This window comes from Thermophilibacter provencensis, assembly GCF_900128445.1.
Classification (GTDB): Bacteria; Actinomycetota; Coriobacteriia; order Coriobacteriales; family Atopobiaceae; genus Thermophilibacter; species Thermophilibacter provencensis.
Window position 1 is genome coordinate 1,754,042 of record NZ_LT671417.1, and the last position, 24,030, is coordinate 1,778,071.

Annotated in this window: 17 protein-coding genes; 15 read left to right on the forward strand and 2 right to left on the reverse strand. The window is 64.8% G+C overall.

Annotated features, from left to right (window positions below; genetic code table 11):
• Positions 1 to 85 precede the first annotated feature (85 nt).
• The 4 genes from BQ7391_RS07805 (at position 86) to BQ7391_RS07820 (ending at position 9,243) form a co-directional block, all read left to right on the forward strand.
• Positions 86 to 3,037 carry a glycoside hydrolase family 3 N-terminal domain-containing protein gene (locus BQ7391_RS07805; RefSeq protein WP_075280089.1) on the forward strand — a complete coding sequence of 984 codons (2,952 nt, stop codon included), beginning with the start codon at positions 86 to 88 and terminating at the stop codon, positions 3,035 to 3,037.
• Positions 3,038 to 3,551: 514 nt separating this feature from the next.
• Positions 3,552 to 6,797, forward strand: a complete 3,246-nt coding sequence (locus BQ7391_RS07810) for a glycoside hydrolase family 3 C-terminal domain-containing protein (RefSeq protein ID WP_083662161.1) — start codon at positions 3,552 to 3,554, stop codon at positions 6,795 to 6,797.
• A 4-nt stretch (positions 6,798 to 6,801) separates the two neighbouring features.
• Positions 6,802 to 7,251: a hypothetical protein gene (locus tag BQ7391_RS07815; RefSeq protein ID WP_075280090.1), complete on the forward strand. Its 450-nt coding sequence runs from the start codon at positions 6,802 to 6,804 to the stop codon at positions 7,249 to 7,251.
• Between the two features lie 387 nt (positions 7,252 to 7,638).
• A complete protein-coding gene (locus tag BQ7391_RS07820; RefSeq protein WP_075280091.1) occupies positions 7,639 to 9,243 on the forward strand; it encodes an MFS transporter in 1,605 nt (534 codons plus the stop codon).
• Between the two features lie 263 nt (positions 9,244 to 9,506).
• Here the strand turns inward: BQ7391_RS07820 and BQ7391_RS07825 are convergent, their stop codons facing one another.
• Entirely contained in the window at positions 9,507 to 10,538 is a 1,032-nt protein-coding gene (locus tag BQ7391_RS07825; RefSeq protein WP_075280092.1) for a type IV toxin-antitoxin system AbiEi family antitoxin domain-containing protein, read from the reverse strand.
• A gap of 384 nt (positions 10,539 to 10,922) precedes the next feature.
• Complete coding sequence (gene rpsT, locus BQ7391_RS07830) at positions 10,923 to 11,186, reverse strand: 30S ribosomal protein S20 (RefSeq protein ID WP_075280093.1); 264 nt, start codon at positions 11,184 to 11,186, stop codon at positions 10,923 to 10,925.
• Positions 11,187 to 11,294: 108 nt separating this feature from the next.
• On the opposite strand from rpsT, the gene lepA reads away from it, so the two are divergent.
• The 11 genes from lepA (at position 11,295) to BQ7391_RS07885 (ending at position 24,023) form a co-directional block, all read left to right on the forward strand.
• On the forward strand, positions 11,295 to 13,106 hold the full coding sequence (gene lepA, locus BQ7391_RS07835; protein ID WP_075280094.1) for a translation elongation factor 4: 1,812 nt from the start codon (positions 11,295 to 11,297) through the stop codon (positions 13,104 to 13,106).
• Positions 13,103 to 14,116, forward strand: coding sequence for a tRNA dihydrouridine synthase (locus tag BQ7391_RS07840; RefSeq protein WP_235858646.1), 1,014 nt, complete (start codon positions 13,103 to 13,105; stop codon positions 14,114 to 14,116). Before lepA ends, BQ7391_RS07840 begins: the two co-directional genes overlap by 4 nt.
• Positions 14,117 to 14,135: 19 nt before the next feature.
• On the forward strand, positions 14,136 to 15,383 hold the full coding sequence (locus tag BQ7391_RS07845) for a coproporphyrinogen-III oxidase family protein (RefSeq protein WP_235858647.1): 1,248 nt from the start codon (positions 14,136 to 14,138) through the stop codon (positions 15,381 to 15,383).
• Positions 15,384 to 16,168: 785 nt separating this feature from the next.
• Positions 16,169 to 16,783, forward strand: coding sequence for a transcription termination/antitermination NusG family protein (locus BQ7391_RS07850; protein WP_159437357.1), 615 nt, complete (start codon positions 16,169 to 16,171; stop codon positions 16,781 to 16,783).
• Positions 16,784 to 17,470, forward strand: a complete 687-nt coding sequence (locus tag BQ7391_RS07855) for a sugar transferase (protein WP_075280097.1) — start codon at positions 16,784 to 16,786, stop codon at positions 17,468 to 17,470.
• Positions 17,471 to 18,259: a sugar transferase gene (locus BQ7391_RS07860; RefSeq protein WP_075280098.1), complete on the forward strand. Its 789-nt coding sequence runs from the start codon at positions 17,471 to 17,473 to the stop codon at positions 18,257 to 18,259.
• A complete protein-coding gene (locus BQ7391_RS07865) occupies positions 18,256 to 19,371 on the forward strand; it encodes a glycosyltransferase (RefSeq protein ID WP_075280099.1) in 1,116 nt (371 codons plus the stop codon). Before BQ7391_RS07860 ends, BQ7391_RS07865 begins: the two co-directional genes overlap by 4 nt.
• On the forward strand, positions 19,371 to 20,477 hold the full coding sequence (locus tag BQ7391_RS07870) for a glycosyltransferase family 1 protein (RefSeq protein WP_075280100.1): 1,107 nt from the start codon (positions 19,371 to 19,373) through the stop codon (positions 20,475 to 20,477). The genes BQ7391_RS07865 and BQ7391_RS07870 overlap by 1 nt, the downstream gene beginning before the upstream one ends.
• Positions 20,478 to 21,509, forward strand: a complete 1,032-nt coding sequence (locus BQ7391_RS07875; protein WP_075280101.1) for a glycosyltransferase family 2 protein — start codon at positions 20,478 to 20,480, stop codon at positions 21,507 to 21,509.
• Entirely contained in the window at positions 21,499 to 22,899 is a 1,401-nt protein-coding gene (locus BQ7391_RS07880) for a hypothetical protein (protein ID WP_129583935.1), read from the forward strand. The genes BQ7391_RS07875 and BQ7391_RS07880 overlap by 11 nt, the downstream gene beginning before the upstream one ends.
• 5 nt (positions 22,900 to 22,904) lie before the next feature.
• The gene (locus tag BQ7391_RS07885; protein WP_075280103.1) at positions 22,905 to 24,023 is read left to right on the forward strand and encodes a polysaccharide pyruvyl transferase family protein; all 1,119 of its coding nucleotides are present in this window, start codon (positions 22,905 to 22,907) and stop codon (positions 24,021 to 24,023) included.
• Positions 24,024 to 24,030 lie beyond the last annotated feature (7 nt).

A 24,030-nucleotide genomic window follows, 5' to 3' on the forward strand; every position in this document is an offset into this window, starting at 1 on the left:
GCTCGCGACTTTACACTTGTAAACTCCTCACTGCTCCGCCATCCTTAAAGACATCTGATATGTCAGTTTGCGGGGAAGGAGAAGAATGGAAGACAAGAAGCCCCATGGGCCAAAGAAGCCGAGAGTCGCACTTTGGGCAGCCGTGAGCGCGGTTCTGGTGGTGCTTACTGTCGCCGGCGCCGTGGGCACGTATGTGGCGTTTGGTTCGACGCAGGCGATAAACATCGCTCTGCAGATTGACACTTACAAGACAGAGAACGAGAACCCTGACGCGCAGTACTTCACAAGCGAGTTCGACAGCGTCGAGGAGGTCGAGGCCAACGGGCAGGCTGTGGCCGAGGAGGTCGCGGGCGAGGGCATCGTTCTTCTGCGCAACAACAACGACGCCCTTCCGCTCTCCGCAGGCGACGCCGTCTCCACGTTCAGCCACAGCTCCACCGCCATCGGGACGTGCGGCACGGGTTCTGCGGACATCGATACGAGCAAGGCCCCCACATTGTGCGCGGCGCTCGAGGAGGTCGGACTCTCGGTTAACCCCACGCTGTGGGACTTCTATGAGACCGGGGCGGGCTCCGAGTACCCTAGCCAGCCGAGCAAGGGCATGAACGGCCTCGAGGGAGGCCGCTCCGCCTATCATGTGAACGAGGTTCCGGCCGACGTCTACACCGATGACGTCCGCTCCTCGTTCGAGGCCTACGGCGACGTTGCGCTGGTCACGATCAAGCGCGTCTCCGGCGAGATGTTCGATATGCCCAACGACGGCTTCGTCGACGGCACGGATTCGCTGGACCTCACGCAGCAGGAGCGTGACATGTTCCAGATGATCGAGGACGCCGGCTTCGACAAGGTCGTCGTGCTCATCAACTCCACCAACGCCTTCGACTGCTCGTTCCTCGACGAGTATGACGTGGACGCGGCGCTCTGGATCGGCTACACCGGAACCTGGGGCCTCAACGCGGTCGCCGACATCCTCGTGGGCAACGTGAACCCCTCGGGTGGCCTGGTGGACACCTATACCTACGACAACTCCACCGCTCCCGCGATGGTCGACTTCTACACCAACCAGTGGGCCAACGTCGACCAGGAGGACCAGCAGACCTGGTACAACCTCCAGCTTGACGGCAACCAGTACTACACCGTCTACCAGGAGGGCATTTACGTCGGCTACCGCTACTACGAGACGCGCTACGAGGATGTTGTCCTGGGGACCGCGGGCGTGGGCGACTACGACTACGCGAGCACGGTCGCGTATCCCTTCGGCCATGGCCTCAGCTATACCGACTTTGCCTGGAGCGACTACCAGATGACCTACGATCAGGCCACGGACGCCTTTGACGTTTCCGTGACCGTGACCAACGCGGGCGACGCTGCCGGCAAGGACATCGTGCAGGTTTATTTCCAGAGCCCCTACACGGACTACGACCGCGAGCAGGGCATCGAGAAGGCCTCCGTGGAGCTGGCCGGCTTCGCCAAGACCAAGCTTCTCGAGCCCGGCGAGTCGCAGACCGTCAACGTGTCCGTGGACCGCTCGGAGCTTGCGGCCTACGACCGCAACGGCGCCGGCACCTACGTGCTCGACGCCGGGACGTACTACCTCGCTGCGGGCCAGGATGCCCATGCGGCGCTCAACAACATCCTCGCCTCCAAGGGGCGCACCGTGGCCGACGGCATGACCGCCGAGGGCGATGCCGCGTTCGTGGCCACCTACGAGAACCCCGCGCTCGATGCCGAGGCGTTCTCCGTCTCCGAGACCACCGGAGCCGCCATCGAGAACCAGTTTGACACCGCCGAGCTCTCCAACTACGGCACCGACGTGACGTATCTCTCCCGCTCCGACTGGACGGGGACCTGGCCGCGCGAGATGGAGGGCATCACCGCCACGGACCAGATGCTCAAGGAGATTAACCTCTACCAGACGCATGAGGTCTCCACTGATGGCGAGATGCCCGTGACCGGTGCCGACAACGGTCTTACGCTCGCCATGATGATCGGCAGGGACTACGATGACCCGCAGTGGGACGAGCTTCTCGACCAGCTGACCGTGAGCGAGATGGCTACCCTCATCGGCGAGGGCTATCACAACACCGCACTCATCGCCTCGGTCTCCAAGCCCGCCACCGTGGACGACAATGGGCCCCAGGGCTTCACGCAGACGCTCACCGGCGTGGCGGTCTCCCGCACGGCCTATCCCGATGCCAACATCATGGCGGCCACCTACAACGTCGAGCTCATGGGGCGGCTTGGCGAGGCCCTTGGCGAGGACATGCTCTCCCTCGGCGCCTCCGGTCTCTACGGCCCCAACATGAACTGCCACCGCACCGCCTATTCCGGCCGTAATTTCGAGTATTACTCCGAGGACCCGTTCCTCTCCGGCACCATCGCCGCCGCTGAGGTCGCCGGCATCCAGTCCAAGGGCGCCTACGTCTACATCAAGCACTTCGCGCTCAACGACGCCGAGACCAACTGCCGCTGCCTGTCCACCTTCGCCAACGAGCAGGCGATCCGCGAGGTCTACCTCGAGCCGTTCCGCAAGGCTATCGAGGACGGCGGAGCGCACAACGTAATGAACTCGTTCGCTCGGGTGGGCACTACGTGGACCGGCGCCCACGAGGGCCTCATGACCAACGTGCTGCGCGGCGAGTGGGGCATGGACGGCTTTGCCATCACCGACTTCTCGGGCAACTCCGCCTTCGCGGCCTATGGCATCAAGCTCCGCTCCTTTGACGTGGCGCATGGCGTGCTCGCCGGCACGGATATGTGGGACTCCTCCGCAACCCAGTGGACAGACGACCTCAACCAGCTCTACGCCGAGGACCCGAGCATCGTCTCCGCGATGCGCGAGTCGAGCCACCGCATCCTCTACACCGTCGCCAACTCGAGCGCCATGAACGGCATCGACGCCGACACGCGCATCGTCGAGGTCACCCCGTGGTGGCAGATCGCGCTTCCCGCCCTCGTCGTCGTGATTCTCGTCCTGGCCGTCCTCTCCATCGCGCGCCTGGTCAAGGGCGTCAAGATGAAGAAGGCCATGAAGTAGCCCCCCAGCGTGCGTGCGCTTTGCGGGACGGGGTCGCGCCTTCGGGCGCGACCCCATTTTTGGTGACTTCCCGCCCTCGGCGCCGCATCGCTCTGGTGCCCCTCCGGGTACGTACACGCCCCTTCCGGGTACGTACGAGATTCATGTTTTGATGTTCTTCTCGATAGATTATCTACCTGCGGATTTTCTCTGAGAGGCATGGCGTGTGGATGCCGGCGCGTGTACGTACCCGGGAGAGGGGCGTACGCACCCGGAGGAGGGCGCCTCGGTGTCGGCCGAGCCCCGCCACCTACCGCAGGGCGGGAAGAACCGTCCGCTGGCGGGTTGCGAAGACTATTTTCCGCCCTTGCGGTCGTTTTGTGGTTAAACTGATATATCAGTTTCCAGCCGCCCCGTGGAGGGAGGGGGAATTCCCGTACGGGACGCGGAGCGCACGCATTGCGAACGCACGCAGAGAAAGGAAGGGAAGGTACATGCACGACGTAAGGGAAAGCGCACAGAGGGGGGATCTCTCATGAGCAACGAAGCTCGTCCCAAGACGCTGGTGACACGTCGCGGCCTGTTCGGCCTCGGCGCGCTCGGCGCCTCCGTCGCCGTGGGCGCGGGTGGCGTCATGGAGCAGTTCGCCTCCACGCTCGACACCAACCTCGGCACCCAGAGCGAGAAGCTCACGTCCGAGAGCACGGAGAACGAGCCCCTTTACGAGGCGTTCAAGCCCTCCGACGAGGTTCTGAACGAGGACGGCACGGGCAACTCCCACGCCCTCATCCAGAAGGCCATCGACCTCAACCGCAAGCAGGCGGCCGAGGGCGCGGTCCTGCTGAAGAACAGCTCCGAGGAGGGGCGCGGCCTGCCGATCGCCGAGGGCTCCAACGTGACCCTGCTCGGCATCAGGTCCCACATGCCCATGCTCGGCTCGAGCTTCGGCCTCAAGCTCTTCGGCCCCTGCATCACGCTCGAGCAGGCGCTCACGCAGAGCAAGACCGACTTCGCCAACACCATCACCACCAACGTCGACCGCAGCACGGGCGCGATCGCCCCGACCATCTCCGCCTGGTCGGGCGACGAGTTCGACTTCGACGGCGCCGGATTCAACGTCAACCCCACGATGGTCGACGCCTATGAGGCGCTGGGAGAGTCCTTCCCGCACGCCACGTGCGAGATGACGGTCACCGAGTACGACCCGAAGGAGCCCGGCGTCGCCGACATCGAGGGCGTCAACGGCGACTTCCGCTCGAGCTTCGCCGAGTATGGCGACGCCGCGATCGTGGTCATCTCCCGCCCGTCCGCTGAGTCGATCGACTACCTGCCCGGCAGCGTCGTGGCCGGCCTCGGCGTCGACGAGCCGCTTCAGCTCACCGACAACGAGCGCGCCGCGATCGACCTCGCCAAGGAGTGCTCCGGCAACGTCGTGGTGGTCCTCAACACCGCCAACGCCGTCGAGATCAAGGACCTCGCGGACGACCCGGACGTCTCCGCCATCCTGTGGATCGGCTTCCCGGGCTGCTACGGCATGCTCGGCGTCGCCGACGTGCTGAGCGGCAAGGTGAGCCCCTCGGGCGCCCTCACGGACACCTACGCCACGCACAACATGAGCGCCCCCGCCATGCAGAACATGGGCGACTACCACTACGCCAACTCCGACGTCCTCACCCGCAAGGGCGGCATGTTCGGCGACCTGTCCTCGAACTACCTCATCGAGTGCGAGGGCATCTACGTCGGGTACAAGTACTACGAGACCCGCTACTTCGACCAGGTCATGGGCCTGGGCAACGCGACCTCGGCCGCAGGCGCCACCGCGGGCGACACGTGGAACTACGCCGACGAGATGGTCTACCCGTTCGGCTACGGCCTCTCCTACACCACCTTCAGCCAGGAGCCGGTCGGCGAGCCCGAGCTCGAGCTGACCACGCTCGACAACGGCGCCACCACCGCCTACGTGACCTTCAACGTCAACGTCACCAACACCGGCGACACGGCGGGCAAGTCCATCGTCGAGATCTGGGGCCAGGCCCCCTACACCGCGGGCGGCGTGGAGAAGTCCGCGATCCAGCTCCTCAACTTCGAGAAGACCGACGAGCTCGAGCCCGGCGCCTCCCAGCAGGTCTCCGTGAAGGTCGACCTCCAGTACATCGCGAGCTGGGACAGCTCCCACGAGAACGAGGACGGCACCGAGGGCACCTACGTCATCGACCCGGGCACCTATTACTTCGCGCTCGGCAACGGCGCGCACGAGGCCGTGAACAACGTCCTTCTCGCCCAGGGCGTCGACGCCTCCCGACTGGCCGGCACCGGCGACGCCGCCAAGGTCTGGACCATGGCCATCACCGACGCCGAGGTGCCCCGCACCGCGCTCTCGATCTCCAAGAACGGCGCGCAGGTCTCCAACCACCTCGAGACGGCCGACTGGAACTACTTCCAGCCCGGCGAGGTCACCTACCTCTCCCGCTCCGACTGGGAGGGCACCTGGCCTGTCGAGTACGCCGACATGACGCTCGAGAACGAGCAGCTCATCGACTACCTCAACGGCCATTACTACGACGTCAAGACCGACGACGACCTCTCCGGCATCACCTGGGGCGCCGACTCCGACCTCATGATCTGGGACATGGCCGGCAAGACCTATGACGACCCCGCCTGGAACGAGCTGCTCGACAAGATGACCCTCGAGGAGGCGCTCTACCTCGCCACCTTCGGCGGCCCCTCCATCCCCGGCGTCGAGTCGATCGGCCTGCAGGAGCACTACCTCACCGAGAACGCCGGCAACGGCATCGTCATCGCCCTCAACGCCACGCAGGACTCCAACGCCCCGTGGACCATCGGCGCTGACGACCCCAACGGCGCCTGGAACGGCGCGGTCTTCGGCAACGCGCCCCTGACCGCCGCCTCGTTCAACAACTCCCTCTACTTCGAGATGGGCCAGTTCATGGGCGAGGAGTCGCTGTTCACCGGCATCGCGATGCTCTGGGGCCCGGGCCTCAACATCCACCGTCAGCAGTACAACGGCCGCAACGGCGAGTACTACTCCGAGGACCCCGTGCTCTGCGGCAACACCGCCATGGAGTACTCGATGGGCGCCCTCGAGTACGGCCTCATCGCGTCGCCGAAGCACTTCGCCTTCAACGACCAGGAGACCAACCGCTCCGGCGTGGCGCCGTACATGACCGAGCAGCAGGCCCGCGAGGGCGAGCTGCGCGGCTGGCAGATCGCCTTCGAGGCCACCGACTACGACACCGAGGACCGCAACGCCAACATGACGGGCCTCATGACGTCGTTCTCCAAGATCGGCCCGATCGAGTGCACCTGCTCCACCGGCCTCATGACCGACATCCTCAAGAACGAGTGGGGCTTCCGCGGCTACGCTGTCACGGACATCTACGACGACACCGACCTCTGGGCGGCCGTCCTGGTCTCCGGCACCACCTGCTTCGACACCCGCGGCATCTCCGGCTTCTATGACTCCACCACGCTCGAGAACTGCTCGACCTTCGCCAACCAGATCGACGGCGTCTCCATCGGCGTGGACAAGGTCAAGGGCGACGCCACGGTTCAGAAGGCCGTCAAGGAGTCCGCGCACATGATCCTGTACGCAATGACCCAGTCCAACCTCACCAACCGCTACAACAGCACCACGCACATGGAGCCGCAGTTCACCTGGTGGCGCGGCGCGTACATCGGGGCTGCCGCCGCGTTCGGCCTGCTCGCCGTCGGCGCCGCCGCCTCTGCGGCCATGAGCTCCAAGAAGAGTAAGGAGGCGTAGGGGGATGTCCACCACTACCGCTAAGAAGGGGATCGGCTTCTTCATCGAGGCCGTCGCCCTGGTGCTCGCCGTCGTCGGCATCGTCGCCATGGTCGTGAGCGGCAGCATGGGCGTTGGCTACGAGTTCCCCAACATGCCCGTCTACCTCGCCCTCTCGGTCGTCGCGATCGCGCTCGTCGTGGTCTCGATGATGCTCGACGCCAAGAGCGCCGACAAGGGCCCCGGCATCGTGTCCCTGCTCGCCCTGGGCGTCGCCATCTTCATCCTGGCGTATGCCGGAATCCAGGTCGTCGCGTCCCGAGCCCTCAACATCTCGGCGATCTTCTCCTGGAACTCGGGCGACACCACCGGCTGGAGCATGTTCTATGCGGCCGCGGCCTCCGCGGGCTGCATGGTGGTCTCTGCCGTGCTGCTCACCGTGGCCGGCTTCATGCCCACCTTCAAGCGTCGCTAGCGTCTTCATGGCCGGCGCCAGTCGCCGGCCGGCAGACGCCCTGGGCCCCGCGGGTGCTTCTCGCCCGCGGGGCCCTTTTTGGAGCGCCGCGCGCTACCGTTCTTCTCGGCTCGCGGCCGCCCGATGCGCAAAGTACAGAAGTTTCCCTATTCCTACGGCATTTCGCCTGATGTCCGCGTGGGAGGGCCAAAGCTTCTGTACATTGCGCCCGCGCGTGGCGCCGCCCGCGTGCCGGCGCGCCCGGCCCGAACCACCCACGCCGCCGTTTGCGCCGCTCGCGGAAGAGCCCCGATTCTGGGGAACCCGGCGCCCTGTTCGCGCTAAACTGATATATCAGTTAGAGGGGCGAGAAGCCCCAAAGAAGGGCCGCAACATAGGGGAGAGTGTATGGCAGAGAAGACTGCTCAGGCGCCGCAGCACCACGGTGCGGGCGCGACAAACCGGGCGAAGATGTACCAGCTCGTCCTGTTCCCGTTCAACAACGGCGCGACGAACGTGTACTACGTCCTGCTCATGAACTACATCGCGTACTACGCCAACGGCGTCCTGGGCCTGCTCCTGGCCTTCGCCACCACGATGGTCACGGTCACGCGCATCTTCGACGCCGTGATTGACCCGTTCATCGGCGTCTTCATCGACCGCACGGAGACCAAGATCGGCAAGTTCCGCCCGTTCATCATCCTCGGCAACGTGGTCATGGCCGTCTCGTCGCTTCTGCTCTTCTACGGCACGCGCCTCATCCCCGCCGACATGGAGCTGCTGCGGTACGTGGGCTATACCCTCTGCTACATGCTTCTCATGGTCGGCTACGCCATGCAGACCTCCTGCACGCGCTCCGGCCAGACCTGCCTCACCAACGACCCCAACCAGCGTCCGACGTTCACGATGTTCAACACCATCGCCTCGCTCGTGGGCATGGGCGTGACCATGGCCACCGCCTCCATCGTGGGCGGCCAGGTCGGCTTTGGCACCGAGGCCTTCTTCAACTTCCTCATCCCGCTTGTCATCATCCTCTCCGCCGCCCTCACCGCGCTCGCCGTCATCGGTATCGCCGGCAAGGACCGCAAGGAGTACTGGGGCTTCGGCGAGTCTGAGGGCGAGAAGACCCAGCTCAAGGTCAAGGACTACATCGAGATCGTCAAGGGCAACAAGGAGCTCCAGCGCCTCATGGTCGCGGCCTCCGGCACCAAGTTCGCCTTCGCCGTCGCCACCAACACCACGGTCGGCGTCCTGCTCTATGCCTGCATGATGGGCGACTACAACCAGTTCTACCTGCCCATGTACGTGATGGGCTACGTGTTCTCCGCCCCGTTCTTCATCGGCGGCCTGCGCATCAGCCAGAAGTTCGGCCAGAAGAAGACGCTCGTCACCTTCACCTCGGTCGCTCTCATCTGCTACATCGGCGTCGTCGTGCTGCTTGGCATGTGGAACCCCAACGATCCGGCGTTTGGCCTCTCGCTCTGGAGCACCGAGGGCGGCTTCCACCTCACGCTCAACGCGTACACCCTCATCTTTATCGTGCTCTACGGCCTGGGCTACGGCGCGTACTACTCCACCGCGGACATGGCCATCCCGATGGTCGCCGACGTCTCCGACTACGAGATGTTCCGCTCCGGCAACTATGCGCCCGGCGTCGTGGGCACGCTCTTCTCGTTCGTTGACAAGCTCGTGAGCTCGCTTTCCACGACCGTCGTCGGCATCGCCATCACCGCAGTGGGCCTCGCCACGCTGCCTGACACCGACACCCCCTACATGGAGGGCATGAACGCGCTCACGATCGTCCTCTTCTGCATCATCCCCATCGTCGCGTGGATCCTCACCCTCATCGCCATGAAGGGCTACAAGCTCACCGGTCCGCGCATGAAGGAGATCCAGGCCGTCAACGCCTGCCGCAAGGACGCCATCGCCGACGGCATGACCGTCGAGAAGGCCCTCAAGACCTACAAGGACGTCGAGGACATCCCCGCGGAGTACAAGGCCTCGCTCTCGTAGCGCGCCGGCGCGTCAGCGCCACCCAGATAGCGCTTCCTCCTTTTAGGGGTGCCCGGTCACTGCCATGCGCCGGGCACCCTCCTCGTGTCGCGGGGGTGTCGATGCGAACGGCGTCCGGCATGGTGCCCCGCGCCCTCCGCGCCGCGCCTCACTCCCGTCCCCTCGCGGCCGAGTGACTCGTTTCGGACTGATGAGGCTCCTCTGGAGCATTCGTCCGGCCAAAACCCGTCACTCGGCGCAACAGGGGTGCGGATGCGCTCGCCTCATGCTAGCCCGTACGCCTCCACCGGAACGAGGTCGTGGGTGGGGCCGTCCGGAATGGTGACGAGGGGCTCGTGGTCGCGTGGCACGCCGAACGTCTCAAGCAGGCGGTTGAACTCGTACAGGTCTCCGACCTCCTCTGGGGAGAAACGGATGATTTTCGGGCGGTCGATGGTGATGCGGGACTCTCGCCGGCGCTCGCGTCGCAGTGCCATGAGTGGGCTCCTGCCGTTCATCTCCGGGTTCCACACCTTCTCGCCCCCGTCGAGCTCCCCGATGATGACGGTCCCGTCGGGGAGTACCCACATGAAATCGACGCGAAGAACGCGCCTCGGGCTCAGGGGGTCGTGCACGGGGACCTGAAGGTCGGGCATCTGGTACCCCAGCTGGTACATGGTCGCGCGGGCGATGGACTCCATGCCGTTCTCGGGTCGCGGGTCGGCGAACGACGCCGTCATCTTCGCCTGCTTGAAGCCACGGTATCGCGGCCCCATTGAGCTGACGTACGCGACGAGCGCGTCCCCGCTTAGCCCGCCCTTGCGAAGGGCGGAGTCGGCGATCGCGAGTCCCTCGGGAAAGCTATGCCGTCGCATGCAGTCGAAGACCGTTCGCTCCAGCGTGGTTGCGGACACGCCGGACACCGTGACGGAGACCTCGTTGCGCGCATGAGCCGCTGCGATCCTGCCCCCGTGATAGCGGCGCGCGCCGCTCGACGTGACAACCTGCAGCGGCTCATGGAGGCGGTTTGACACGCTGAGGCCGTGCGCGACAGCGGCCGAGGTGCCACAGAAGACCCAGTCCGGATGAAGCTCGCCGAGGGCGCGCATCATGAAGAGCGTCCGCTCGGTTTGGCCGAGCGTGCGCCAAGCCTCTGCCCGCGCATACAGCCGGGGGAGTGGGGAGACAAGCTCGCCCGACTCCACGCGGCGCTCAAGCGCGCGATGGAGCCTCCCCGGATACGACTCGAGGCACGCGCCCCGCCGCTCCGCCTCCCGCATGAAGACGTCGATCTCATGGTCCACGCTTTGCCACACGACCCCTCCCCTCAGCATTTGAGGCGATGATAGGGGAGCGTCGGCCCTAGCTGTCTTCCCGGCCTCTGCCGCGCCGCTGACGCCGCAGGTAGGAGGAGGTGCGGGTGCTGGGGCGACTTCGTGGGCGGCGCGCCCGGGGCGGCGGGCGGCGCTGCGCGCCAAAGGGCCGCCCGCGACGTATCGTTATCCTCGCTTTCGGACTCGCCGTCGCGTGAGTGACGGATTTCGGCCGTTTGAGGCATCCGAAGGGGTCCCGTCCGTCCAAAACCCGTCACTCGGGCAGGGCTTCGGGCGAGAAGGACCGCCGGCCCGCAGGCCCTCTCGGCACGAAAAAGCGGACCCGGGCAGCACCCCGGGTCCGCTCTCGCATCTATGAGGCAGAAGCTACTTGAGGGTGTTCACGAGCTTCTGGACGCCGCTCTTGCGCTGAGCGGCCTGGTTCTTGTGGATGATGCCCTTGGAAGCGGCCTTGTCGAGCAGGCGGCCGGCCTTGTTGGCGGCGTCCTGCGCGGCCTCGACGTCCTTGGCCTCCACGGCAGCGCGGACCTTCTTGACGGCGGTCTTGAGCTCGGAGCGGACCGCGCGGTTGCGCTGACGCGCCTTCTCAGCGGTGATGATGCGCTTCTTCTGAGACTTGATGTTAGCCACGTGCAGTTCCTTTCGGTTCCCAATAATCTGAGGCCTCTGTGCTGAGACACGGCGAGGTCAACTCAGTGAATATAGCATATTGCCCTGGAGTTCGCTATCATTCTCCTCATGTCTACTAACGATACCTCACATATCCGCAACTTCTCGATCGTTGCGCACATTGACCACGGCAAGTCGACCATCTCGGACCGCATCCTCGAGCTCACCCACACGGTGGAGGAGCGCGACATGGAGGCCCAGCTGCTCGACACGATGGACATCGAGCGCGAGCGCGGGATCACGATCAAGTCCAACGCGGTCCGCGTGACCTACGACGCCGATGACGGGGAGACCTACCAGTTCAACCTCATCGACACGCCGGGCCACGTCGACTTCACCTACGAGGTCTCGCGCAGCCTCGCGGCGTGCGAGGGCGCCGTGCTCGTGGTCGACGCCACCCAGGGCGTGGAGGCGCAGACCGTCTCCAACGCCAACCTCGCCATGAACGCCGACCTCGACATCGTCCCGGCCATCAACAAGATCGACCTGCCGAGCGCCGAGCCCGAGCGGGTGCGCCAGGAGATCGAGGACGAGCTCGCCATCCCCGCCGAGGACGCGGTCTGCGTCTCCGGCAAGACGGGCGAGGGCATCCACGACCTCCTCGAGGCCATCGTGTTTCTCGTCTCGCCGCCCAAGGGCGCCTACGACGCGCCGCTCAAGGCCCTCATCCTGGACTCCTACTTCGACGAGTATCGCGGCGTCGTGGCCACGGTGCGCGTCTTCGACGGGCACGTGCGCAAGGGGGACCGGCTCGCCATGATGCAGGCCGGCATATCCTTCCTCGCCGACGGCGTGGGCGTGAAGCGCCCGGCCGAGCAGCTCGTGGACGAGCTCGCGGTGGGGGAGGTCGGCTTCGTCGTCACGGGCCTCAAGGACCCGGAGGCGGTGCGCGTGGGCGACACGCTCACCTACCAGGCAAACCCCTGCGACGAGGCGCTCCCGGGCTACCGCGAGGCCAAGCCGATGGTCTACACCGGCATCTTCCCCATAGACAACAAGGACTACGAGAACCTGCGCGACGCCCTGGAGAAGCTGCGCGTGAACGACCCCTCGCTCACGTGGAGCCCCGAGACCTCGGTGGCGCTCGGCTTCGGCTTCCGGGTGGGCTTCCTCGGCCTGCTCCACATGGAGGTCGTGAAGGAGCGCCTGGAGCGCGAGTTCGGCCTGGGGCTCATCGCCACGAGCCCGAGCGTGGACTACCACGTCTACCGGACTGACGGCGAGATGCTCGAGGTGAGGAGCCCGCAGGACCTGCCCGACGCGACCCGCATCGAGCGCATCGAGGAGCCCTACCTCAAGGCGAAGGTCATCGTGCCGCCCGAGTACACGGGCGCCGTCATGCAGCTCGCCATCGAGCACCGCGGTATCACGCAGGACATGGTGTACCTCTCCGAGAAGTCCGTGGAGATGCACTTCGACGTGCCGCTCGCCGAGCTCATCCTCGACTTCTTCGACCAGCTCAAGAGCCGCACCAAGGGCTACGCGAGCCTGGACTACGAGTTCTCCGACTATCGCGCGAGCGACCTCGTGAAGCTCGACATCCTGCTTTCCGGAGACGAGGTGGACGCCCTCAGCTTCATCGTCCACCGCGACAAGGCCTACGCCATGGCGCGCGGCCTCTGCGACAAGCTCAAGGAGATCATCCCGCGCCAGCAGTTCGAGGTGCCCATCCAGGGCGCCATCGGCAACAAGATCATCGCGAGGAGCACCGTCAAGGCGGTGCGCAAGGACGTGCTGGCCAAGTGCTACGGCGGCGACATCTCGCGCAAGCGCAAGCTCCTGGAGAAGCAGAAGGAGGGCAAGAAGCGCATGAAGCAGATCGGCTCCGTCGAGGTGCCGCAGGAGGCGTTCCTCGCCGTCCTCAAGGTGGACGACCAGTGAGCGAAGCCATGACGGCCGCCGAGGTCCTGGCATCCCACGCCCCCGCCGCCGGCCTCGCCCCCGCGCCCTCCCCCTGGGACGGCGAGCTCGCGGGGAGGCTCCTCATGGCGCCGATGGCGGGCGTCTCCGACGCGGCGTACCGCCTCATGGCGCGCGCGGGCGGCGCGGCGCTGGCCTACTCCGAGATGGTCTCGTGCGCGGGGCTCCACTACGGCGAGAAGAGCTGGGAGCTCGTGGACCCCGACCCGGCCGAGCCGGAGGTCGCGGTGCAGCTCTTCGGCTCCAGGCCCGAGCTCTTCCGCGAGTCCGCGGAGCGCGTGGCGGCGCGCCTGGGCGAGAGGCTCGCGCTCATCGACGTCAACATGGCGTGCCCCGTGCCCAAGGTGACCAAGAAGGGCGAGGGCTCGGCGCTGCTGGAGGACCCCGGGCTCGCCGCGAGGATCGTGCGCGCGTGCCGGGAGGGCGCCCCGGGCGTGCGCGTGACGGTGAAGATCCGCCGCGGCCGCTACGCGGGCCAGGAGGTCGCGCCCGAGTTCGCGCGCGCGATGGAGGCCGCGGGGGCCGCCGCGGTGGCCGTGCACGGCCGCTTTGCCACGCAGATGTACCACGGCGAGGCCGACTGGGGCGCCGTGCGGCGCGTCGTGGACGCCGTGGGCATCCCCGTCATAGCCTCCGGGGACATCCTCTCGCACGACGCCGCGCTGCGCGCGCTCGCGGAGACCGGCGCGACGGCCGTGATGGTCGCCCGCGGGACCTACGGCAACCCGTGGGTCTTCTCGGGCCACGAGCCGAGCGCCGCCGAGAAGGTCGCCGCCTTCGAGTGCCACGTGCGCCTGCTCGAGGTCACGGGCGCCCACCTCAAGCGCGCCCGCAGCCTCGCGGGCTGGTACTTCAAGGGCATGCCCGACGCCGCGCGCTGGAGAAGCGCCGCCATGGGCTGCGTCACGGCGGAGGAGTTCCTCGCCGTAGCCGCCGACGTCCGCGCCCACCTGACAAAGGTGCCGGGGTAGTCCGTCAGGAAATCCGCCCGTGCCGCGCGATCTTGGAGGCCCCATGGTCTCGGCCCTCTACCTGCACATACCCTTCTGCGCGCGCAAGTGCGCGTACTGCGACTTTCCCTCGTGGGCCACGCCCGCGGCAGACCCGCTCATGGCCGCGTACGCCCGCGCCCTTGAGGCGCAGCTCGCCGAGGCGGCCGCGCTCGGGCTCGTCGAGGGCTGCGAGACGGCCTACGTGGGCGGCGGCACCCCAACGCTTCTGGGCGAGAAGGACCTGGGCTCGCTCGTCTCCGCCGTCCGCTCCGCGGCGCCGGGGATAACGGAGCTCAGCTGCGAGGCGAACCCGGACTCCCTCGCGGACGGCGTCATCGACGCCCTACGCGCGGCGGGGGCCACGCGCCTCTCCGTTGGCGTCCAGAGCCTCGACGACGGCGAGCTCGCCGAGCTGGGCCGCCTGCACGACGCCGCGTGCGCGCGGGACCGCGTGGCGGCGGCCGTGGGGTCAGGGCTTGACGTCTCGGTGGACCTCATGTGCGCGACGCCGGGCCAGACGGACGGGGGCTGGCACAGGACGCTCGAGGGCGCGCTCGCCCTCGGCGTGGGCCACGTGAGCGTCTACCCGCTCCAGATCGAGGAGGGGACGGCGCTCGACCGTCGCTACGCGGACGACCCGTGCCCCTGGAACTCCGATGAGGTTCAGGCGGCCCGCATGAGTGACGCTCAAGCGATGCTTGAGGGTTCCGGCCTTGCCCGCTATGAGGTCGCAAGCTATGCCGCCGCAGGTAAAAGGTGCCGTCACAACATGGCCTACTGGACGGGAGCATCCTATCTCGGCCTTGGGACCGGAGCCTCAAGCATGCTCAGCCTCAATGGCTACCTGAGACTTTGTGACGCGGCGCCGCAGCTGCCGAAGCCGCCTGAGGGGACCGTGCGGGCGCGCCTCACCGTCACGACGGGCCGCCGCGCGCTGGCGGCGGACCCGCGGCTGGCGGCGCTCTCCGCGTCGCTTGAGTTCCTGACGGGGGCGCAGGCCGCGGCCGAGGACCTCATGCTCGGGGCGCGCCTCGTGGACGGGCTGGACCCCGCACTCGTCTCGCGCGCCCGCGGCCTCTTCGGGGCGCGCCTCGACGACACGCTGGCAGACCTCCTCTCCCGCGGCCTTCTTGCCGAGAGGGGCGGTCGCCTCGCGCCCACAAAGAGCGGCTGGCTCCTCGGCAACGAGCTTTACGGCGCCCTCTGGGACCTCGCCCGGGGGGAGGTTGCCACCGCGAGCTGCTAGGGCCCGTTCGCCCGCCCGCCGAGCGACGGAAACCGACCAAACACCCCCTCTTAATTCGTCCCGTCGGGCTGAAACGGGTCACTCATACCGTGGAGCGCCCTCCCGCTCGCACCCTCCCATACCACAAGTCTTCAGTTAGCCGAATGTAATATATGTGTCGTGAAATTGGGGGAGGGGGTATCCGCTCAACCAAGGTGTGATAGCATCGACTCCGTGCTTTTCAGATTATGGGAGGGGGTCTGATGTATATGCTTCTAAAATATAGCTGTCTACCTGCTAAAACATCAGACACCACGTCGCTCTCACAAGTATCAAGTTGTAAAATGATAACGGGGGGTATGTTTTCCCATAACGACCTAGGCCTACCGGAGGCACGAACCGACAATCCAACCTGTCCCCACCTCAATCCGTCGAGGTGGGGCGAGCGCCTCGCGACCTCCCGCGCGTCCCGCGGCGCCCTCGAGTGCGGCGTCCACCGCGTAGGGCCCGAGGCGGTGAGCAAGGCCTAGACGCATGACCCCCCCGCAGCTTCCTGTGCACGGCCCACGGCCCCTCCGCGGGCGATGCACAGCAAGCTGACGTCCCGGCTCGTATCCCGGGACGCGCTCGCTGCTACATACCCCGGACCATGGCGCGGTGCATCAGGCGGGCGCCGGTGGCCCGGGGGAGTGAAGAGACTCGCGGTGCCGCTGACGGGCGGCATGGCCGAAGGCGTGGGCGGCCCGCCCGCGCCATGGCCGCGCGCGTCTCTTTTTTCATGTCCGAACGAGGGAGAGCCCGGGGAGGTGACGGGGAGCATGTGGTACGTGGTGCAGGTGACAGGCGGGACCGAGGAGCGCATGGCGGAGCTCATCCAGAGCGTGGTCGCGCCGGGCGTGCTGGAGGAGTGCTTCCTCCCGCGCTACCAGACTGAGATCAAGGTGCGCGGGGAGTTCCGCCCCGTGGAGAAGCCCCTCCTCACGGGGTACCTCTTCGCCGTCACGGACGACCCCGGCCGCCTGTCGCGCGACCTCGTCAGGCTCCCGGAGTTCGCCCGCGTCCTCAAGGTGGGCGGCGCCTACGCCCCGCTCTCGCGCGAGGAGGAGGCCTGGCTCGGCGCCTTCACCGAGCCGGGGCGCCGCTGCGTCCCCATGAGCTACGGCGTGGTGGCGGGCGAGAAAATCGTGGTCACCGAGGGGCCCCTCAAGGGGCACGAGGCCATGATCGCCGAGGTCGACCGCAGGCGCAGCGTTGCGTACCTGCGCTTTGAGATCTGCGGCCGCGAGGTGACCACCCGCGTGGGCCTAGGGCTCGTGGCACGCCTGCCCGAGACCGCCCGCGCGGAGGCGGAGCGCGTGGTGTCGGAGCGGCGCACACGCGCGAGGGCGAGAAGAAGCACCGTGGAAGGAACCTGCAAGTAAATGGATAGGAACGAACTTGTCGTGACCCAGTGCGGAGGCTACGCGCTTGAGCGGGTCGAGGGCGTGGCGGCGGGGCTCGACCCCGAGGCGGCCCGCGCTGCCGGGCGGCTGAGGACGGGACGGTGGGCCTACCGCGCCGTCAAGCGCGCGTTCGACGTCTGCTTCAGCGCGTGCGTGCTCGTGTGCCTCTCGTGGCTCTTCCTCATCGTGGCCATTGCCATCAAGCTGGATGACCCGGAGGGCCCGGTCATCTTCTCGCAGGCCCGCGTCGGGCGCGACGGCCGGGAGTTCCGCATGTACAAGTTCCGCAGCATGTGCGCGGACGCCGAGAGCCGCCTCGCGGAGCTGGCGGGGAGAAACGAGAAGGACGGACCGGTCTTCAAGATGGCGGACGACCCGCGCGTCACGCGCGTGGGCAGGTTCCTGCGCAAAACGCGCCTGACTCCGGTAATAATAGGGACACCGGGCGACGGGGAGCCGACCAAATCCTTATCGCATCTAGAAAATTCCTCGCTTGACCTGCAAAAATGCGAGCGTCGCCCGGGAACTTCCTTGGGTGCACACCACCATTATACCAGCCTGCAATTCTTGTCTTTTACCGTTTTCGGGGGCCCTGAGGGCGCCTCGGGACGGTCTCTCTGCGCCTTTGCGCAGACCCCTTTCGCATCCGTCGGAACGGCGGCATAAATGATGAACAACGTTACGGACAGAGCAGCGAAGGCGGCGGCTGCGGCGGGAGCCGATGCCCTCTTCCCCGTGGAGGTATCCCTCGGGGAGGCGAGTACGGAAGGTTGGGAGAGGACGCCAAAACTAGGGACGGATGCATTTGCCGAGCAGTGCAGGAGCTTGGATCGCAGGCCGCCACTGTACCGCTTCGCGAAGAGGCTGTTCGACCTTGTGTTCAGCGCCTGCGTGATTGTCGTCGGTTTTATACCCGGCTTAGTCCTCTCTCTGGCGATCGTAGCGGATACGAAGGGCTCGCCTATCTACTCTCAAGCCCGTATTGGCCGCGGGGGGCGGACCTTCCGCATCTACAAGTTCCGCACCATGGTCGTCGATTCTGACGACGTCGAAAAGTATCTTGACGAGGCGCAGCTTGCCGAATGGCGTCGTGAGCGCAAAGTCGATAACGACCCGCGTATCACGCCCCTCGGAAGGAAGTTGCGCCGATTGAGCCTCGACGAGGTTCCGAACTTCCTGAACGTGCTCAAGGGCGACATGAGCGTCATCGGCCCGCGCGCCGTCTCGCGCGAGGAGATCGGGTGGTTCGGGGACGACGCCGGGACCGTGCTCTCCGTCCCCGCGGGGATCACGGGGCTGTGGCAGGCGACGCAGAGGAACGACGCCACGTTCGAGAGCGGGGAGCGCCAGCGCATCGAGCTCGAGTACGCGAGGAACGCCGGCTTCGCGATGGACGCGCGCTGCTTCGTCGGCACGTTCGGCGCGATGTTCGGCAAGAGGAGGTCGGGACGATGATCCGCGTCGCCCAGGTCATGGGGTTCATGGACGGTGGCGGGGTCGAGCAGGTAGTCATGAACTACTACCGCCACATCGACCGCTCCCGCCTTCAGTTCGACTTCCTCGTCTGCGAGGGGTCGGGCATGGTGCCCTGTAACGAGATTGAGTCGATGGGTGGCCGCATCTACATGGTCCCGCCGTACAGAGAGCTTCCACGCTACTTGCGAGAGATAGAACGCCTGTTCCGCTCCGAGCGCTGGCCTATCGTCCACAGTCACGTGAATGCCCTGTCCGTATTCCCACTGCGCGCCGCCAAGCGCGCCGGGGTGCCCGTGCGCATCGCGCACAGCCACTCCAGTTCCGGCGGAGGCGAGGGGGAGGCTGCCCGTGACGTGCTCAAATCAATTCTTCGCCGATTCTCTGACGTCTACCCGACGCACCGTTTCGCCTGCGGCGAGCGTGCCGGGAGATGGCTGTTCCGAGACGCGTCCTTCGAGGTCGTTCCCAATGCGGTTGACCTCTCCGAGTTTCGTCCGGACGCGCGTGACGGACTCTCCATGCGCGCAGATCTCGGGATTCCCGAAGACACGTTCGTCGTGGGCCACATAGGGCGGATGGTTCCCCAAAAGAACCATCGAAGGCTCCTCAAAGTATTCGCCTCTGTACTCGAACTGGAATCAAACGCGCTTCTTGTGCTCGCCGGTGACGGAGTGCTCATGGGCGAGATGCGCTCCGAGGCGGAACGGCTCGGAATCTCGGGGCGCGTGCTTTTCCTCGGGCAAAGTCCGGACGCTGCGCGGCTCTACCGGGCGTTCGACGTCTTTTGCCTGCCGAGCGTCTACGAGGGCTTCCCGGTCGTGGCCGTGGAGTGCCAGGCGTCTGGAACTCCCATCTTGGCGTCCGATGCCGTGAGCCCCGAGGTCGCCGTGACCCCGCTCATGGAGTTCGAGGCGCTTGAGGCGGACGACGGAGCCTGGGCGCACCGCCTCCTCGGGATGCGCGGCAGGAGCCTTGCCGAAGGCGAGCTGGAGGGGCTTGCCGCCTACGACATAGGCACGGCGGCTGGCAGGCTGCTGGATAAGTACCTTTCGCTCGCGAAGGGAGTCGAGATGAGGGAGGAGGGCCAGTGATGACGGATCCGATTCGGGTGCTCCAGGTGCTCACCAACCTCGATCGTGGCGGCATGGAGACGATGACCATGAACTTTTACCGTCACATCGACCGCGAGCGCGTGCAGTTCGATTTCCTGCTCCACCGCAGCATGGAGGGGGACTACGAGGAAGAGGCCCGCTCCCTCGGTGCGAACGTGTACCGCGTCCCCCGCCAGAACCCCCTCAACCCCGGGTACTGGCGTGCCCTCGACAGTTTCTTCTTCGAGCATCCCTACAAGGTTGTTCACGCGCAGCTCGACTGCATGAGCGCCCTTCCGCTCGCCGTGGCGAAGCGCCACGGGGTTCCCGTGAGGATCGCCCACTCCCACAACAGTCGCCAGGACCATGACATCAAATATCCGATGAAGATGGTCTGCAAGCGCTTTATCTGCCGCGAGGCGACGGACTTGTTCGCTTGTGGCGTAGACGCAGGCAGGTGGATGTTCGGGACCGATGAGTTCAAAGTGGTGCGGAACGCCATAGACGTGGATGCCTACGCGTTCGATGCGGAACGACGCAGGCGCGTGCGCCGCGAGCTCTGTGTTGGAGATGGTGCCTTGACCATCGGACACGTGGGGAGGTTCGTTTCCGCCAAGAATCACACATTCATCCTTGATGTCTTTGTCGAGACTCTCAAGCTGCGTCCGGACGCCGTTCTTGTCCTCGTAGGCGACGGGGAGCTGCGGGCAGAAATGGAGCGTAAAGCCGAAAAGCTCGGCATTTCCGATAACGTGCATTTCCTGGGAGTGCGCTCAGATGTGGCTGTTCTTATGCAGGCTATGGACGCTTTCCTTATGCCGTCTGTCTATGAAGGTCTGCCTCTCGTACTCGTGGAGGCTCAGGCGGCAGGTTTGCCGTGCGTGATTTCTGATTCCATTCCGAGCGACTGTGATTTGAAGGGGTCGAGGATGGTCAGGCTGCCGCTCTCGGCATCCGTGGTGCAGTGGGCTGACGCCCTAATCAGTGCCTTTGGTGCAACTCAACGTGTCGATGGCGCCGGCATCGTCAAAAGAGCGGGGTTCGACATATGCGAGACGGCGGGTTGGCTGGAATCGTTCTACCTGATGCGGACGGGGGGTGCGTAAGTGAACGCAGAGCCGCTTGTCAGCATAGTAATCCCCACGCTCGACGCTGCTTCCGTCATTCGATGCAGCGTTGCCTCGGCTCTTCGACAGTCCCGTTCGAACATCGAAGTGGTCGTCGTCGACAACGGGTCAAGCGACCGTACGCGCGACGTCGTGCGTGAGTTTTCGCGCGGAGACAGTCGCGTGCGGCTTGTCGATTCTGGCCGCACCGGCGTCTCACATGCCCGAAACGTCGGGATTGCGGAGGCGAGAGGCGACTATATAGCGTTTTGCGACGCCGACGACGAGATGGAGAACGACGCCATCTCCAGTCTTCTTGGCTACGCGCAAGATGCGGATATCGTTGCGGGCGGCATGTCCTTCGATATCGTTGATGCGGAAAGGAGAACCGTCTCGTCTTCTGTGCGCCGGGTCGTATCCCCCGCCAGCGCGCGAGGGAAGGAGTTGGGCGCCTACTTCGAGGGTCTCTGGACCAGCAACTATCTACAAAGCTGCTGTTCAAAGCTATTTTCGCTCGATTTTCTTCGCCGAAGCGGCATGCGGTTCGACGAGAGGCTCAGCTCGTATGAGGACCTATCGTTTGTTCTGGACTGCCTATCGCATGATGCTCGTTTCATGGCAGTTCCCGACATCTGCTACCACTATCTCCGCTCCACTTCTGAGACGAATTCGACGCGCTACAAGCCGGACATGACCGACCAAATGGAAAACGTCGCCGAGCGTGTTGTAACGTTCTATAGGACGGTGCTTGAGAGGGGCGGTGACGCCTCATGCTCCGAGCATATCGTGCAGCTTCTTGTGGTTGCGGTCAACAATGCGCAGAACACGCCCGGAGGTGGAAAAGCTATTCGCGCGGCTATGGCCGACTTGTTTGCGCGCCGCGTCTTCGCGGAGGCTACTTCTACAGCTACGACCTATCCCAACAGGTACTCGAAGCTTGTCTGCTCTCTTGCCTCACGACGATGTTACAGTGCCGTCGAGTTTCTCGCGTGGATCCGCAACCGGGTTAGGAGCGTGCGCGTTGCTTCCTGAATCAAGATTGACCGGGTTCCCTAAAGAGCCTCGTTCTACCTTCGCGAAGGTGCTGGCTTCATTTTTGCTTGGTCTTTCGGTCTCTACGGGTGTGGTCTACCTTTTCATTGTCGGCAACACACCGGTGTACATTGGGTACTGCGTCGCGATCGTCGTAGTCGCATGCCTCCTCCTTTGCCGCTCCTGCGAACTTGTCGAAGCTGTGGCTGCAATCGACAAAAGCATCTTGGCATTTTGCGGAATAGCCGCACTATCGCTTGTCCCCTCGCTCGCCTATGCCTTGTCCGGCGATCTGGGGGCAGACGCCCCCGAAACGGTTATCAAGGGGCTTGTGGTTCTTGCCGCCGGCGTAGTCGTCTACATTGCAGCGGTTTCACTGCGTGAGCAAAGGAGGTCAATTCTCGCCGGCGTTTCAGTCGGAATCTTGATTAATTTTATCTTCTCGTTGGCGGCACAAGCTTCTTTTGAGGCTGGGACCGTTTTCTCGCTCATAACGCTATTTCCTCAGGATGCATTTGTCGTTCCCCTACAGTGGGGGGTTGCTGAGCCGGTGGGCAGCCATGCGATATACACCTTCAGGGCGCAGGGGCTCTTTCTTGAGGCGTCGCACCTAATGGTGTTTCTGATCGCATGGGGGCTTTTGAGCGCGATTTCGGTTAAGCATGCGTTCGCCAAGGCCGCCCTGCTAGTCGGCGTGGTCTACGTTTCGGCGCAGGCCCTCTCGCCCAACGTCGCGGTTCTCTTGTTGGAAGCCGCTCTGTTTCTTGCGGTGAGCAGGGTGGCCAAGAAAGAGAGGTGCGGGTCCGATCGGGAGAAACGCCTTTCCCATGCAACCATTGTGGCGATTTTTGCACTGCTGTTCGCCGCAATTCTTTCCACCTTGATGTTCGGTGATACCATATCTGGACTATTTGCAAACATCGTCGCTTCTCTCGGGGACCTCGATGTCGCATCTTCCACGGACACGGGTACGGCGGCGAGGCTCGATTCGATGTTGACGGCCCTCTCGATTCTGCCCAGCTATCCCCTCGGTGCAGGCTGGAATACCGAGAGCGTCGTCCTCACGGAGAGCCTCGGCAGCTCTACGTTTGCTTCACACAGCTTCGCGTTGCGTCTGCTCCTCGAGGTGGGGCCGTTGGGCCTGCTTGCGTACTGCTGGGCTGTATGGAGGCACGCGGTGGAAGCATACCGCGTATCCAAGCAGGGCAGGTTGGTGGCGATTGCTGTCATCTGCATGGCGATTGCCCAGTTCATGAACGGGATCACGCTACTGCCGTACGTGTGGCTGCTCTTTGGGTTCGCCAAGGGAATCGGGATGGAACACACTGAGGCAGAGGGGCGGCGGGTGGAGTCCCGCCTGCGTGGGCGAACAACGCTTTCAGAAAGGTGACGCTGATGAACGAGACGACTATGAACCGAGGGCGCATCGGTATCCTCACCTTCCTGCATACGCTGAACTACGGGGCTGTGCTCCAGGCATACGCGCTGGAGAGGGTGTTGTGTGACGCGGGCTTCGACGCAGTGCAGATTGACTACAGGAACCCGAAGGTGGAGGCGTTTGAGTACAAGCGGGATGTTTCGCTGAAGGGGCACCTGGCCAACATCGTGCGCAGGCCCATGCTCAGTAAGAAGGAGGAGGCCTTCGAATCATTCCGTCGAGAGCATATCCGTTCGACGGCGCCCCTGTCGCGCGACGGGTTGCCCCTGGTGTGCGAAGCCTTCGATCGAATCGTCGTCGGTAGCGACCAGGTGTGGAACGGCAACGTGACGGGGTTCGACAGCTCCTACTTCCTCGATTTTATCGGAGCTCCGGAGAGGAAGGCGACGTACGCTGTGAGCATCGGGCAGGACGATATTCCCGTGGCGCCCGGCGTGGACTACACTCGCCTCATTGGAGATTTTCCGCTCGTGCTTGTACGGGAGAAGACGGCTGCGGACACGCTCAGGCGCATTTGTCCCGGCAGCAAGGTTGAGGTCGTGCTCGACCCGACCCTCCTGCTTGGTGGGGACGAGTGGCGCAGGCTCTCCGATGCGCGCCCTGTTAGGCCGAACGGCGGCTACGTCTTCGTATATGCCGTTGGGGAGACGAGGAACTCCGTCGCAGCAGCGATGGAGGTTGCAAAGAGAAGGAATCTCGATGTCGTCGTCTTGCAGCAGAACGGTTTCCTGCCGATACGAGGGGCCGTCAACCTGTTTTCCATATCTCCGACGGCCTTCCTCTCCTATATCGCGAACGCCGAGTTCGTCGTCACCTCGTCGTTCCACGGAACGTGTTTCGCCATCCAGTTCGAGCGGGATTTTCTCGTTTCTTATTCAACGGGAGGGACCAAGCGCAACTCGCGTATGGCTGACCTCCTCGCATTGCTTGAGCTTTCCGATAGAGTTTTGGAGGGAAGCGTCAACGAGGCTCCTGTTTCAGACTGGTCAAGCGTTCGGAGGAAGATTGAAGAATCTGGCAGGCGCTCCATAAGACTCTTGCTTGAATCCCTTAATTTGAATGCGGTGAGTTCTTGAGCATGGT